This is a genomic window from Nostoc sp. DedQUE07, from assembly GCF_034530975.2.
Taxonomy (GTDB): Bacteria; Cyanobacteriota; Cyanobacteriia; order Cyanobacteriales; family Nostocaceae; genus Nostoc.
This window is the reverse complement of record NZ_JAVRCC020000058.1, coordinates 1-14538: the sequence shown is the minus strand read 5'-3', so window position 1 is coordinate 14538 and position 14538 is coordinate 1. Positions and strand designations below refer to the sequence as shown.

Annotated in this window: 14 protein-coding genes; 9 read left to right on the top strand and 5 right to left on the bottom strand. The window is 42.2% G+C overall.

Going from position 1 to position 14538, the window contains the following annotated elements; translation table 11 throughout:
* Positions 1-162 precede the first annotated feature (162 nt).
* Together aroF and RMZ95_RS28880 are read left to right on the top strand one after the other, a co-directional pair.
* Positions 163-1233 (top strand): 3-deoxy-7-phosphoheptulonate synthase, encoded by a 1071-nt coding sequence (gene aroF, locus RMZ95_RS28885; RefSeq protein ID WP_322671117.1) that lies wholly within the window; start codon positions 163-165, stop codon positions 1231-1233.
* A 333-nt stretch (positions 1234-1566) separates the two neighbouring features.
* Complete coding sequence (locus RMZ95_RS28880; RefSeq protein WP_322686293.1) at positions 1567-2892, top strand: alkaline phosphatase PhoX; 1326 nt, start codon at positions 1567-1569, stop codon at positions 2890-2892.
* 233 nt (positions 2893-3125) lie between these two features.
* Here the strand turns inward: RMZ95_RS28880 and RMZ95_RS28875 are convergent, their stop codons facing one another.
* A complete protein-coding gene (locus tag RMZ95_RS28875; RefSeq protein WP_322686294.1) occupies positions 3126-3938 on the bottom strand; it encodes an SDR family oxidoreductase in 813 nt (270 codons plus the stop codon).
* A gap of 203 nt (positions 3939-4141) precedes the next feature.
* On the opposite strand from RMZ95_RS28875, the gene RMZ95_RS28870 reads away from it, so the two are divergent.
* Together RMZ95_RS28870 and RMZ95_RS28865 are read left to right on the top strand one after the other, a co-directional pair.
* The gene (locus RMZ95_RS28870; RefSeq protein WP_322686295.1) at positions 4142-5119 is read left to right on the top strand and encodes a threo-3-hydroxy-L-aspartate ammonia-lyase; all 978 of its coding nucleotides are present in this window, start codon (positions 4142-4144) and stop codon (positions 5117-5119) included.
* A 149-nt stretch (positions 5120-5268) separates the two neighbouring features.
* A complete protein-coding gene (locus tag RMZ95_RS28865) occupies positions 5269-5493 on the top strand; it encodes a hypothetical protein (protein ID WP_322686296.1) in 225 nt (74 codons plus the stop codon).
* 85 nt (positions 5494-5578) lie between these two features.
* On the opposite strand, the gene RMZ95_RS28860 is transcribed toward RMZ95_RS28865, so the two are convergent.
* The 3 genes from RMZ95_RS28860 to RMZ95_RS28850 form a co-directional block, all read right to left on the bottom strand.
* Positions 5579-5722, bottom strand: a complete 144-nt coding sequence (locus tag RMZ95_RS28860) for a hypothetical protein (protein ID WP_322686297.1) — start codon at positions 5720-5722, stop codon at positions 5579-5581.
* Between the two features lie 66 nt (positions 5723-5788).
* Positions 5789-6184, bottom strand: a complete 396-nt coding sequence (locus tag RMZ95_RS28855; RefSeq protein WP_322686298.1) for a type II toxin-antitoxin system VapC family toxin — start codon at positions 6182-6184, stop codon at positions 5789-5791.
* A 1-nt stretch (position 6185) separates the two neighbouring features.
* On the bottom strand, positions 6186-6458 hold the full coding sequence (locus RMZ95_RS28850) for a prevent-host-death protein (RefSeq protein ID WP_322686299.1): 273 nt from the start codon (positions 6456-6458) through the stop codon (positions 6186-6188).
* On the opposite strand from RMZ95_RS28850, the gene RMZ95_RS28845 reads away from it, so the two are divergent.
* The 5 genes from RMZ95_RS28845 to RMZ95_RS28825 all read left to right on the top strand — a co-directional run bounded on the left by RMZ95_RS28845 (position 6446) and on the right by RMZ95_RS28825 (position 12937).
* Positions 6446-6634, top strand: a complete 189-nt coding sequence (locus RMZ95_RS28845; protein ID WP_322686300.1) for a hypothetical protein — start codon at positions 6446-6448, stop codon at positions 6632-6634. The genes RMZ95_RS28850 and RMZ95_RS28845 overlap by 13 nt on opposite strands.
* Positions 6635-7115: 481 nt before the next feature.
* The gene (locus RMZ95_RS28840; protein WP_322686301.1) at positions 7116-8423 is read left to right on the top strand and encodes an amino acid permease; all 1308 of its coding nucleotides are present in this window, start codon (positions 7116-7118) and stop codon (positions 8421-8423) included.
* A gap of 124 nt (positions 8424-8547) precedes the next feature.
* Positions 8548-9093, top strand: coding sequence for an RNA 2'-phosphotransferase (locus tag RMZ95_RS28835; protein ID WP_322686302.1), 546 nt, complete (start codon positions 8548-8550; stop codon positions 9091-9093).
* A 762-nt stretch (positions 9094-9855) separates the two neighbouring features.
* On the top strand, positions 9856-11070 hold the full coding sequence (locus RMZ95_RS28830) for a lipid-A-disaccharide synthase-related protein (protein WP_322686303.1): 1215 nt from the start codon (positions 9856-9858) through the stop codon (positions 11068-11070).
* A gap of 130 nt (positions 11071-11200) precedes the next feature.
* Complete coding sequence (locus RMZ95_RS28825; protein ID WP_322686304.1) at positions 11201-12937, top strand: ABC transporter ATP-binding protein; 1737 nt, start codon at positions 11201-11203, stop codon at positions 12935-12937.
* A gap of 233 nt (positions 12938-13170) precedes the next feature.
* On the opposite strand, the gene RMZ95_RS28820 is transcribed toward RMZ95_RS28825, so the two are convergent.
* Positions 13171-14379: a NupC/NupG family nucleoside CNT transporter gene (locus RMZ95_RS28820; RefSeq protein ID WP_322686305.1), complete on the bottom strand. Its 1209-nt coding sequence runs from the start codon at positions 14377-14379 to the stop codon at positions 13171-13173.
* Positions 14380-14538 lie beyond the last annotated feature (159 nt).

Here is a 14538-nt window from a genome sequence, read left to right as displayed (position 1 = left end):
AGTCCTCTTCAGAGGAGTTTAACTATGAGACAGGGATTTACAATCCCTGGCGGACGTGAGGTTTCGCGTTAAGTTGACACCAATGAGCATTGCTGTGCCCCTACGAACGCATTGTATTACACCCAGGAACTATCAAGAACAACCATACAGAAGGAAAAACAGATGATTATCATACTTAAGAGCGGTACGCCTGTTGAGGAAATTACTCGCATTAGCCAAGAACTGAGAGACACTTGGGGAGTGACGGTAGAAAAAAGTGTTGGCACTCATAAAGTTGTGCTGGGGCTAATTGGTGATACTACAAGCATTGATAAATTACAGGTTCAGGAATTTAGCCCTTGGATTGAGCAAGTATTACGAGTGCAACAACCTTTCAAGCGGGTAAGTCGAGAATTCCGTCATGGAGAAGCTAGCGAGGTTGTTGTTCCTACACCTAACGGTCGTGTCTATTTCGGCGAACATCATCCGATTGTAGTGGTAGCCGGGCCTTGTTCTGTTGAAAATGAAGCGATGATTGTCGAAACGGCAAAGCGGGTGAAGGCAGCTGGAGCGCACTTTCTACGTGGCGGAGCTTACAAACCCCGTACTTCACCCTATGCTTTTCAAGGTTATGGTGAAAGCGCTTTAGATTTGTTAGCAGCAGCGCGGGAAGCTACTGGTTTGGGTATCGTCACAGAACTGATGGATGCTGCCGACTTATCAGCAGTGGCGAAAACAGCTGACATCATCCAAATTGGGGCGCGAAATATGCACAACTTCTCGCTGCTGAAAAAGGTAGGCGCTCAAGATAAACCAGTGCTGCTGAAGCGGGGAATGTCTGCCACAATTGACGAGTGGCTGATGGCGGCAGAATATATTTTGGCATCTGGAAATCCCAATGTAATTCTTTGTGAGCGTGGAATTAGAACCTTTGATGGTAAATATGCCCGCAATACTTTAGATTTATCAGTGCTTCCGGTGTTGCGATCGCTTACCCATTTACCAATTATGATCGATCCGAGTCATGGTACTGGTAGGTCTGAATATGTGCCATCGATGGCAATGGCTGCGATCGCCGCTGGTACAGATGCCTTAATGATAGAAGTTCACCCCAATCCCGCAAAAGCTTTATCTGACGGGCCTCAATCTCTCACCCCTGAGAAATTTGACCGCTTGGTTCAAGAAATGTCAGTCTTGGGCAAACTAGTCGATCGCTGGCCTACACCTGCATTCGATCGCATTGGTGGGCGTTAAATTCAAACAAAATTCAGGAGCGGAGCAAAGATGCTTCGCCTTTGGTCAGAATCAGGAGTCAGAATGAATTCTGACTCCTGATTTCTGTTTAGATAAAACTTATAGCACAAGCTTTGGTGGTTAGGACATCAACAGACAATAAAACTTAGACACAAAAAGGCTTTTCACCCAGTCCCCAGTCCCCAGTCCCCAGTCCCCAGTCCCCAGTCCCTTGCTATATTTATATAAATTCATCTTTGATTAACTAACCTAAATTAAATAAAGCATTACCCAAACTTAATCACAATCAAATATTTTTTCTTCAGCATTATCTGAAGTAACCAAATCATCCCCATGACGCTTTCAAGACGTAAATTTTTTGCAGTAGCAGGTACTACTGCCGTCGGCACTTTGATGGTGTCTCCTTTGGAAGGTCTTCTTGCCAGAAAAGCCTTTGGTAAAAAACTTGGTAAAGGATATGGCCCACTTTTACCAGATCCCAATAGTTTGTTAGATTTACCAAGCGGATTTGAGTATCAAGTCATCTCTCGCACTGGAACCCTGATGAGCGATGGCAATCTAGAGCCTAGCAATCATGATGGTATGGCAGCCTTCCCTGGGCCCAAAAACACAACCATTCTGGTTCGCAATCACGAACTTAGCATCAATTCCGATACGCGAGTACAAGTACCAAATCCCTACGATCCCATTTGCAGAGGTGGCACTACGACTCTGGTTGTTGGACGCGATCGCCACCTGATCGAACAGTTCAGCTCTCTCGGCGGAACCATTCGTAACTGTGCTGGTGGTTTAACTCCTTGGGGTTCATGGATTAGCTGTGAAGAAGATACAACTATACCAAGTGCAACTAATGGAGTCACAAAGTTACACGGTTACAACTTTGAGGTTCCAGCTAGCGCCACCTCTCCTGTAGCTCCAGTGCCTCTAGTTGCGATGGGACGGTTTAATCATGAGGCTATAGCTGTAGATCCCAAAACTGGATATGTCTATCAAACTGAAGATAGAGGAGATAGCCTCTTCTACCGTTTTATCCCAAAAGTTCCTGGTCGGTTAAAACAAGGAGGTATTCTTCAAGCTCTGAGGATTATAGGTAGACCAGGAGTCAACACCAAGACTGGCTTCGTAGTAGGGCAGAAGTTAGCTGTAGATTGGGTGAATATTCCTGACCCCAACCCAACAACTACAGATAATGTCAGAGTGCAAGGTCGCAACTTAGGTGCAGCCCAGTTTACCCGTGGGGAAGGCATCTATTATGAAAACAACAAGGATAAGAAAGGCAAAAATGGCAAAAGAGAATTTTACTTCACTGCTACAGATGGTGGCCCTGTAGGCGGTGGCCAGGTCTGGCGCTATATTCCGGGTGAAGAGACGATTGAATTGTTTGTCGAGTCTCAATCTAAAGATGAACTCGATATGCCCGATAACATAGTCGTAGCACCTTGTGGCGATCTTATCCTCTGTGAGGACGGAGACGGTGATAATTTCTTAATTGGTATTACTCCCAGTGGTGAAATCTACAAATTTGCACGTAATGCCCTCCAAACAGGTGAGTTTGCTGGAGCCTGCTTTTCACCTGATGGTCGTTCTTTGTTTGTTAACATTCAAAGCCCTGGTATTACTTTAGCTATCTGGGGGCCTTGGAATAGTAATAGAGGCTAATATAAATGGTACTAAGAAAAGCCTAAAGGCTTGTGTAGCCTTATCGCCTTGTTCCCGGCCTCCAGGCTGGGAATGTATTTAAAGTGAGCTTCTGCCTCTTGTCAAGCTACTGGAGGCAGAAGCCCACTCAGAATGGGTTAAAAGCCTTTAGGCTCTTAACCAGCCAGAGCAAAATTATTTACTCTAAAAAATCCATTGTTCGGGTCTTATTGAAAAGAGTCTAAAATTTAGAACTACCTCTTTTTTTGAAGTTCGTGCATACTTCTAACAACCTTTGTGACTAAATTTCTGGGTGTAAATCTGACGCTTTCAGTTAATATCTTATTTCTCATCCCAGGAACAACAACAGTTTTGTTTTTCATTAAGCCCCGATAACCAATCCTAGCGACAGTTTCCGTATCCATCATTCTGTTAACACTAGCAATCTTTGAATCTTCCATTGCAGCATTTTGTTGGAATTCTGATGCTGTTGGCCCTGGACAAAGAACAGTCACGCTGACACCTGTACCCTCTAATTCATTAGCGATCGCTTCTGAAAATGATAATACATAAGCTTTAGTAGCAAAATAAACTGCCATTAAAGGCCCCGGTTGAAAAGCCGCGGCTGAGGCCACATTTAATATTTTTCCATAGTTTTGCTCGACCATATCTTTGAGGAACAACTTCGTTAAATGAGTCAGGCTGACCATATTTACCTGAAGCATTTTCAATTCAGTGCTAAGGTCTGTTTCGCTAAATGCTCCATAAGTACCAAAACCAGCATTATTAACTAGCACATCAATCTTGATGGATGCTTGCTGTAATTCTGTAAAAATTTCTTCTGGGGATGTGGGGATAGATAAATCCTTAACAAAAATTTTGACGGCAATACCAAATTTTTGCGGCAATTCATCTATAATTTCAGTAAGTTTTTGTTCATTTTTATCTACTAACACAAGATTATAATTATGACGAGCAAAAATCTGGGTTAATTGATAGCCTATGCCACAAGCCGCTCCTGTAATTAGAGCAGTTCTTTTTTGCCGACTTTCAGATTTTTTATTCATGTAACAAAAATGATTAACTGGAATTAATTAACTTTTATAAATTTAGCTACAGCAATATATAATGTCTGCTGTAGCTATTTTTATGCAGACAATAAATGATGCTATCCACCTGAAATGAGTATGCTTCAATCCAGGATATTAGATGCAAATATAAAAATCTGTATCTATATAAACAAGAGCAAGAATGTTTAATATTGTTATCAATGTCACAGCATAATTCCGTTACTATAACTGACGTGCAAGCAGCACAAAAGCGAATTTTGGGGATTGCCCACCGCACACCTGTACTAACATCTAGAATCGTTAACGATCGCACCAATAACCAAGTATTCTTTAAGTGCGAAAACTTTCAACGCACAGGGGCATTTAAATTTAGAGGAGCGTACAATGCCCTAGCCCAACTATCGGTAGCACAAAAACAAACAGGCGTTATCACCTATTCATCGGGAAATCATGCCCAAGCGATCGCTTTAGCTGGACAATTACTAAATATTCCCACCACTATTGTCATGCCTGATGATGCACCTGTTGTCAAACAAACTGCTACTCGTGGCTATGGTGCAGAGATAATTTTGTACAATCGCCAAGAAACAAACCGAGAAGAATTAGCTCAAAATTTAGCACATGAGCGCTCTTTGACACTCATTCCCCCTTACGATCATCCCCATGTAGTCGCTGGACAAGGGACAACCGCTTTAGAACTAATCCAGGAAGTTGGTGAATTGGACTTACTATTAGTTTGTTGTGGCGGTGGTGGATTACTTTCAGGATGTGCGATCGCAGCCAAGTCCCTTTTACCCAATTGTAAAGTAATTGGGGTAGAGCCAGCACTTGGCGATGATGCTACCCGCTCCTTTCACACCAAAACTCTGCAAACAGTCAAAAATCCTAATACCATCGCTGATGGCGCGCGGACTCCTAGCCTTGGTAAAATTACTTTCCCCTTAGTGCTGCATTACGTCGATGATATGGTGACGGTATCGGAAGAAGCGATTCTTCGCACCATGTTTTTCTTGTGGGAACGTCTGAAAATTGTCGTTGAACCTACTGGAGTATTAGCTGCTGCTGCTTTACTCGAAGGTGTGGTGACAGCACCAGAAGCGAGAGTTGGTGTCATCATTAGCGGTGGAAATGTAGATTTGGCGCAAGTTGGTAAATTGTTTTCTGTGGGATTGGATTGAAAACTTAAATTACCAGCAAACTTTCTACGTAAATTGGGTATTTATTCAGTTAAACGGCTATCAGCTCGGCTGATACAGTAAAATTATAGTGATAGGCTATAGTAACTTTATTAAAGCTAAAGTCCCTATATGTTGGAATTGAGGTAAAAATGGAAACTACAACAAGAAAACAAGCTTTAATCAAAGCTATTTATGAGCGATTAGAACAAGCTTATGAAGATACTTTAGAGGATGTCATAGAACTTTTAGACATTCGTAAAGCAGAAGACGAAGAGGATATTAAAGCTTTACATGAAAGACGGGAAGATATTAATAAAAATGGCCCTATTCCTTGGGAGCAAGTTAAACGAAAATTAGCCAGTGAATCAATATAAAATCGAATTTTCTAATACTGCATTTAAACAACTTAAATAATTACCTATAAAAGTACGGACAAGGATACAAACAAAAATAGACGAGCTAGCTGATAATCCCTGCCCAAATCAACCTGTCCCGTTCTTCTAACCGCTCTGATTGATTAAATTGGAGAATTGCAACAGTTACGCGCCCAACTGCTGTCAATGGTATTGATGTGGGCGATCGCATTCTTACCAACTGTTTCAAATAAGCGATGTCTACGACGGGCTACACCTACGCATTCTTAGCAAATGTGTCAAATTGGAAAAAGATTCAATTAAATGGATTCAACGTGGATATACCACAACCCTCAAAATCCTTAATATTTTTAGTAATAAGTGTCAAAGAATGTATTTTAGCTGTTGCCGCAATAAATATATCAGCTTGCGAGCGCGGTTTACCTTGAGTTCTTAAAAAACCTCTCAATTCACCCGAACACTTAGCAATTTCTGAGGTGATGGAGAGAATTTGACAGTGAGTGAAGAGAAAGTTTTCAAACCAGTTTTGGATTCTAGCATTAGGCTTGGCTGTTAAACCATAATAAATTTCCTCAATTGTAATCACACTTAAATTAATAGATGTCACAGTAGCAGTCCATTCTGTCACCCCTGGATTTGGTATTGGGCGAGTTAATTCACTGATTATATTCGTGTCACAAAGATGGCTCATCCTATTCTTCCGTAAAAGGATTATCGCGATCGCTTCGTGGTGGTATCTCTAAGCTATAGTTTTCTTCGCTACATAACTGCTGAAGTTCTTTAAAGACTTGAGCTAGAGATGTTTTAGCAGTTTTTTGCCGCCAGTCTAAAAATTCTTTAAAAAGCTCAGGGTCTACAATTGCAGCCACTAATTCCTCTTGAGTATAAATTAGCTGAGGTTCAAGACTTGTAGCATTAATTATGGAAGGTAGCTGTGCTTTGGCTTCTTCAAGTGTCCATTTCATTGGAAAAACCTCCAAGTTTTGGAAGTATTGCATATAAAGGCTGTTCTCAAGTTAGCTTATTTTCTCAAGCGATGTCTGGCGACAAGAAGCAAAGCTTCTACGCACACTTCGCTGCCAAATTAGCGATGTCTACGACGGACTACACCTACGCACTTTTGATGATGCGGTTAATATAGGCGATCGCTCTTGTTTGTTTGTGAAATACTTAAGTTGAAAATAACTTGCTAAAGTTGCCTTCGGTTTAATTGCAAACATTCCATCAGCTTTGCTAGTTTGCTATCAAAGCTTTCGGGTATTACCATCTCCTTTTGCAACGCCGACAGCAGAGATTGCAGAATTTTCTTAGAGAGAAAGCTTACTTGGTGGGTTGGATTTATGAGGTTTTAATGTTAGCAATAATATTTTTCAAAGGTCTTATTAAACAAGTTTTCGTTTATTTAAAATACATCTGTATACAGGGAAAATGTTTTTCCTGCGTGGTCTATTTCATTAATAAAGTGCTACAAATGACATTTACAATCCAAAAATTGTGTTGATAATGAAATGGCGATCGCTTATTTTCCAAAAAAATTTGCTTGAAAAACCAGAAACATCAGGGCTTTTACGAATAAAGTTAACATATGTTAATATTATTTGGTTTAAGTACGGATATTGAGTATGGTTTCCATAAAGACCGTTCTAAAAAATTCAGAGCAAGTCACTCGGTTGTTTTCTCATCTGGAATTTGATGGAAAAAAACTCAATCATCAACCGGGTAGTGTATTGGGAAGTACTGCATTGATTGCAGGAACCACTGTTGGGGCTGGGATTCTTGCCCTACCAGCCGTTACCCTGCCATCGGGTATTGTACCATCCACATCTGGACTGATTGCTGTTTGGCTCTACGCTTTAGTTTCGGGGTTATTGGTTGCAGAAGTTACCTTAAACACGATGCGAACAGAAGGGCTTTCAAGTATAGGTTTTTTAGGAATTGTTGAGAAAATCCTTGGTAAGGTGGGAGCGCGAATTGCTGGCGGTGCATATTTATTCATGCACTATGCTCTGTTGGTGGCATACATCACCGAAGGCGGAGAGATTTTAGGAACGGCGGCGGCAAAAGTTTGGGGTATGCAGATATTGCCGATGTGGATGGGCACAATGGCTTTCACGCTCTTGTTTGGTGGCATTATGTATCTTGGGCGAGAAAAGTTTATTGAGAAATTAAACAGCGCCTTTGTCGGAATTGTCATTGTTTCCTTCTTAGGACTATTATTTCTGGGAGGAAGGCATATTCAGAGTGCCCAACTATTATTTCAAAACTGGAGTGCGCTCGGTAGTGCCATTTCAGTGATGTCTGTGGCGCTGTTTTTCCAAAACGTTGTGCCATTAGTTGTGACGCAACTCGAAGGAGATGCCCGCAAAATTCGTCAGTCTATCTTTATTGGTTCTGTAATTCCTCTAATTATGTTCTTGGCGTGGAATGCCGTAATTTTAGGAAGCGTCAGTCCCGATATGCTACATAGCACCTCTGGCGGTACAAGTGTTTTCGATCCACTACAAATTCTCCGAGCAGGTGGCGCGGGGGAATGGTTAGGAGTGCTAGTATCCATTTTTTCAGAGTTTGCGATCGTCACCTCATTTATTGGATTTGTGTACGGGTTGCTGGATTTGTTCAAAGATATTTTCCTACCTGCACAGTGGCAACTTTCTAGCCGCTTACCGCTATATTCGCTGGTTCTTTTCCCTCCCATGACTCTCGGAACGCTTAACCCCAGCATCTTTTTTACTGCCCTAGATTACACTGGAACATTTAGTATTTCAGTTCTCGGTGGAATTATTCCGGCGTTAATGAGTTGGAAGCAACGTGAAAACTCAGATAGCACAAATCAACCACTCGTTCCTGGCGGGAAGGTGACACTTATTGCGATCGTTGGAGTGGCATTAGCCATGATTGGAAGACAAATTCTGTCAATTTACACCAAATAAAACCATCAATAAAAATTATGTGCTACAAAAAAATATAATTGTAGTATAAATATATTAACCACAATCAAACTGCAACATGAGAGTCAAATGACCAATGACCAATGACCAATGACTACTTAATCAAATGAATGATTCTCGACTCGTCAAAATCAGCAAATATCTCAGCAAATATCTGCGACATACACCGGATGCTATTGGCATTAAACTTGCTCCTGGCGGTTGGGTTGCTGTTGATGACTTACTTACTGCTTGTGCTAAAAACAAGTTTCCGATTACCCGCCAGGAATTACAAATGGTAGTTGAATTCAACGAGAAGCAACGCTTTTCTTTTGATTCTACAGGTAATTTGATTCGTGCGAACCAAGGACATAGTGTAAAAGTCGATTTACAATTAGAAGCTGTTGTTCCTCCAGATCGGCTTTATCACGGCACGGGACACAAATCTGTAGAGTTAATTCTGCAAACAGGACTTTGCAAAATGTCGCGACATCATGTCCATTTATCAAAGGATATAGAAACAGCACAAACTGTTGGTGCAAGACATGGAAAACCAGTAGTTTTTGCTGTAAATACTGCGGCAATGCATCAGGCAGGTTACATCTTCTATTGTTCTGCTAATGGTGTTTGGTTAGTCGATCGCGTGCCACCTGAGTATCTACAAAAAATTTGAATTTTAACGTGAGTCTCCAACGAAAGCGCACCTACGGGAAGGGCGAAAGAAAACTGCGTTTTCTTAGGAGTTCAACGAGTGCTATTTTGACCTCTCCCTCAGCCCCTACCAGGAGCTACGGTGTACACACAAGTGTTGGTGCAGTGTATCTATCCCGCCTCGGAATAAATTCCGAGTCTCATAACCAAAGTCCTCTAAAAGAGGACTAAACAAGAAATTTAGTTTAGTCCTCTTTTAGAGGATCTTTAGCTTATCAGCCCGGAACTTTAGTTCTGGGTGGGATATTTGCTCAGTGACTAAAGCCAGCAAAAAATAGCTCGACAGTAGATGAAATTGATTCTATGTCGAACACTCAAGGGGTCAGATGATGATTGCAATACAACTTTTTTATAACTTTGTCGTCATTGAAAAGGATAAGAGAATTTGGTGACAAGGGGATAGATTTTTAACAAATCATTTCTTCTGTTGCCTTGTCTGATTGCGATCGATACTTAAAATAGCTCGTTCAATTTATGAACTCAGATCGATGTACCCATAGCGCTTGTACTCCCAATACTGTATTCTCTGATAGATTAGCTTTTGCAAAAACAGGGATTAGCAGTAATTCCATTCCGGTTGACACCTAAAAAAGTAACTTTGTAGATTTGTCTATAAAATTACAAACTCTCAATAGTAAAAATACTATCAATCTCTTAGCCTACTCACCCAATGTAGGTTAAAAATCTCACCAAACAAGCATTTTAGACCTATCCAAACCCCAAGATGCCTTCTAAGCGAATCTTGTTTATCAGTAACGGCCACGGAGAGGACAACCACACCTCTCATGTTATTCAAACCCTGCGCCAATTGTGTCCTTCAATTGAGATGGCGGCAATGCCGATTGTGGGAGAAGGAAAAGCTTACCGTAGCTTGGATATTCCCATTATTGGGCCCACACAAACAATGCCCTCCGGCGGATTCTTTTACATGAAGCGCCTCTATTTGCTCAAAGATTTTCAATCGGGATTGATTGGGTTAACGTGGCGACAATTACAAGCGGTGTTGCAGTATGCTCCCAACTGCGATTTAATTATGTCTACCGGGGATTTTATCTCCCAGACATTTGCTTACTTAACAAAGCGTCCTTTCGTTTCGTTTATCTCTTGTCTTTCTGCCCTCTATGAAGGGCGATTGCGTATCAATCCACTGCTGTGGCACGACCTTAATTCTTCTCGATGTCTGACAGTTTTTACCAGAGATTCCTATACGGCTTTCGATCTCCAACGGCAAGGTATAGCTAAGGCTCAGTTTGGTGGGATTCCGGCTTTAGATCGCCTCGTCCCCACTGGCAAAGACTTGTACTTGAAACCAGACGTTCCGGCGATCGCACTTTTACCAGGATCGCGGATGCCGGAAGCCGCGCGAAATTTCAGTTTGCAGTTGCAACTGGTGATAGAAATCGCCAAGGTAATGCCTTCAGGATTCCAGTTTCGCGCCGCCTTAGTACCAAATTTGATGGCGCAATTAGACGACATTGCTAAAAGTCAAGGCTGGCAACTCAATCAAGGTATACTCACCTATTCTCCTCCAGGAAGTTCGGCTGAGGAATCACCGCTTGTAGAAGTGAGATGTTATTCAGATGCCTTCAGTGATATCGTATATTACTCTGACCTCGTTATTGGGATGGCAGGGTTGGCAGTGGATTTAGCTGTAGCGATCGGCAAACCGATTATCCAGATTCCCGGAGAAGGCCCTCAATTTACCTATCAATTTGCAGAAGCGCAAACGCGGCTGTTGGGCATTTCGGCTCAAACCATCGGCACTAAGCCAGCAACCCCTGAAATTCTCAAGCAAGCAGCGAAACGAGTCGTTGAAACTTTAGAAGATTCAGACTACCTCGCTAAGTGCAAAGAAAATGGCCCTGAGCGATTTGGCCCACCCGGCGCATCTGAGAGAATTGCCCGCTTTATACTAAACTCTCTAGGAGAAACTGAGTAAAAATTGCGTCAGAATTTAGGAGTCAGCACGGTTGGGTAACATGGTGTGGTAGGCTAACGCCTTAATGCGCCTAACTCCTAACTCCTAACTCCTGACTCCTAACTCCTAACTCCTGAATTCTTACTTACCTATGAAAGTCCGCTCTAGTTACTGGCAACTGTTGCCTTATCTTTGGCCCCAATGGCCGCTGTTAATCCGGGGATTGGCTTGTATCTTAGGATTTGTGTTATTTACCCTAGCAGTACCCTATTTAGCAGGTCAGGTCGCTTTTTATCTTGGCCAGGGAAATGTAAACCAGATTGCCTACTGGCTCGGACTAGCTACTTTAGTATTTTTGATTCGAGGGCTTTGTCAATACGGGCAGAATGTCTTTATGATCGCTGCCGCCCTGAACATGGTTTTAAACTTGCGTAAGCGGGTTTATGCCCACCTGCACAAACTTGGATTAGATTACTTTGAAACCACACAGACGGGAGACTTAACTTATCGCCTGACTGAAGATATCGATCGCGTCGGCGAGATTGTAGACAAGTTATCTCATCAGTTTCTTTCCAATTTGTTGCAGTTAATTGCAATTCCCATTTACATGCTCTATCTGAATTGGCCCCTCACTCTTGCGGGTTTGATTTTGGCTCCTTTAATGGCTTGGTTGATCGGGCAATTTGGTCAGCGATTACTCGTGCTATCTCGCCAGAGCCAAAATCAAGTTTCCAATTTGTCGGCGATGCTAACTGAGGTATTTAGCGGGATTCGCGTCGTTCAAGCTTTTGCAGCCCAAGAATATGAAGTGAAGCGATTCAATAAAGAAGCAGAAATCAATCGCCAAGCTAAGTATCGCGCTCTACAACTTAAATCCATTCAGTTTCCCGTTGTCGGTTTTTTGGAAGCAGTTAGTATTATGCTGCTGTTTTTATTGGGAGGATGGCAAATTTCTCAGAATCAGCTGACTGCTCAAGGGTTTATCAGTTTCTTAGCTGCTGTGGCTTTACTGATTCAGCCAATCGACTTGTTGATTAGCAATTACAACGAATACAAACAGACCGAAGCTTCTGTGGAACGCATCTTTGAACTGATGGCGAAGGAACCTAACATCAGCGAAAAACCGAATGCTCAGGAAATGCCACGAGTTATCGGCAAGGTTGAGTATCGTCATGTCGATTTCGCCTACAATCCCGACCAGCCAGTTCTTAAGGATCTTTGCTTAGGCGCTTCTCCTGGTGATGTCATTGCCTTAGTTGGTTCTTCTGGAGCAGGCAAATCGACATTAATTAACCTTTTACTTCGCTTTTATGACCCTCAAAGGGGTCAAATTCTGGTTGATGATATTGATATCCGTGATGTCACACTCACCAGTTTGCGCCATCAAATTGGCATTGTTCCCCAAGATATTACCCTTTTTTCCGGGACGATCGCAGAAAATATCGGTTACGGTCAGGAAAAATTAGATTTAGCAGCGATTCAAGAAGCGGCAGAGATTGCCAACGCCCACTCATTTATCACCCAGTTTTCTCAGGGTTATCATACCTGGTTAGGCGAACGTGGAGTTAACCTATCGGGAGGACAACGCCAAAGATTAGCGATCGCTAGAGCAGTTGCCAACGATCCCCGAATTCTCATCCTGGATGAAGCTACCTCTGCCCTAGATTCTGAATCAGAAGCGCTAGTTCAAGAAGCACTGGAGCGAGTGATGCAAAATCGTACCGTATTTATTATCGCCCATCGCCTGAGCAGCGTTCGTCGAGCTGACTGCATTCTCGTAATCGAACAAGGACAGGTGGTTGAAGCTGGTACCCACGCCTCCCTCCTGTCTCAGGAAGGACGGTATGCCCGTTTTTACGCCCAACAGTTATACTCTACAGATGAGTAGTATGTCAATAAATGAGTTATGAGTTATGAGTTATGAGTTATGAGTTATGAGTAATACCCATTACTTATTACTCATTACTTCAAAATTAAAGACAGTTGGAGTCGGGGATTTAAACCCCAACTCAATTGATACTACGTGTAATGGTCGGGGTCTTGAACCCTTGAATTTACGATAAATAATTGATGGATAAATTAAGAGTAGAGACGGCGATTTATCGCGTCTCTCTAACTTTTTCAAATCAACACCCCAGCAATACAAGCGGTGATAAAACCCGCTAACAATCCGCCAATCATTGACCTTACACCCATACGAGCTAAGTCATGCTGGCGATTAGGTGCTATCCCCGCAATGCCGCCAATGGTAATGCCAATTGAACCGATATTTGCAAAGTTACATAATGCATAAGTTGTAATAATTACTGCACGTTGAGAGATTTTTCCACTCTCAATTAATGCTTTTAAATCCAAAAAAGCAATAAACTCATTGAGGATTGTTTTTGTACCCAATAAAGCCCCAACTTGCCGACAATCAGCCCAAGGTATGCCCATTAGCCACGCCACGGGAGCCATAATAAAAGACAAAATCCACTGTAATGAAAGTTGCTGTAAGCCCACAAATGCCCCCAACCATCCCAAAAGGGCATTCAGGGCAGCTAATAATCCCAAAAAGGCGATAATCATCACCCCAACGTTAACTGCTAGCTTCACGCCGTCAATTGCTCCGGTGGTAGCAGCATCAATTACATTTACATAATTGGTTTCTATATACGCTTTTGCTTTGCCAGTCGTCTCTGATATTTCTGTTTCTGGGTAAAGTAATTTTGATACCACCAACGATGTGGGAGCAGTCATAAAGAAAGCAGCAATCAGATGTTCTGCTGGGATGCCAAAGGAAAGATATGCTCCTAGTACTCCCGCCGCAATTGTGGCAAAACCACCCGTCATCACGGCATGGAGTTCTGATTGCGTCATATTCGCTATATAAGGTTTAACCATCAGCGCCGCCTCTGTTGGCCCCAAAAAGATGTTACCCGCACAGGATAAAGATTCAGAACCTGATGTTTTCATTGTTTTCATCATTATCCACGCCACCACATTTACGACTCGCTGTAAAATACCGTAGTAATACAAGACGCTAATGAAGGCAGAGAAAAAGATAATTGTCGGCAGCACTTGGAAGGCAAAGAAATGATCCTTAAAATTTTCTCCAAAGACAAATTTTGCCCCAACATCAGAAAATGCTAAAAATTGACCGACAATATCTCCCAGAGATTTAAACACATTTAAACCCCAAGGAGTTTTAAGAATCACAAGTGCAAATGCAAACTCCAATCCCAAACCCCATGCCACTATGCGCCAACGCACCGCACGACGATTAACAGAGAAGGCGTAGGATATACTGAGAAAAACTAAAATTCCCAACGCAGAGATAGCGCGTTCCATGTTTACTCCCGGAAGGTATTGTTAAGGCACTTAGTCACAGAGCATACACAAAATCTGCCTTTTTTTGGGGTTTTGTAGCTAATTACCAGAGTTTTGCTGCTGTAAATACAGCATATTCGGAGCTTATGAGGTACAGTAGCAGCAATTTGTAAACCAATT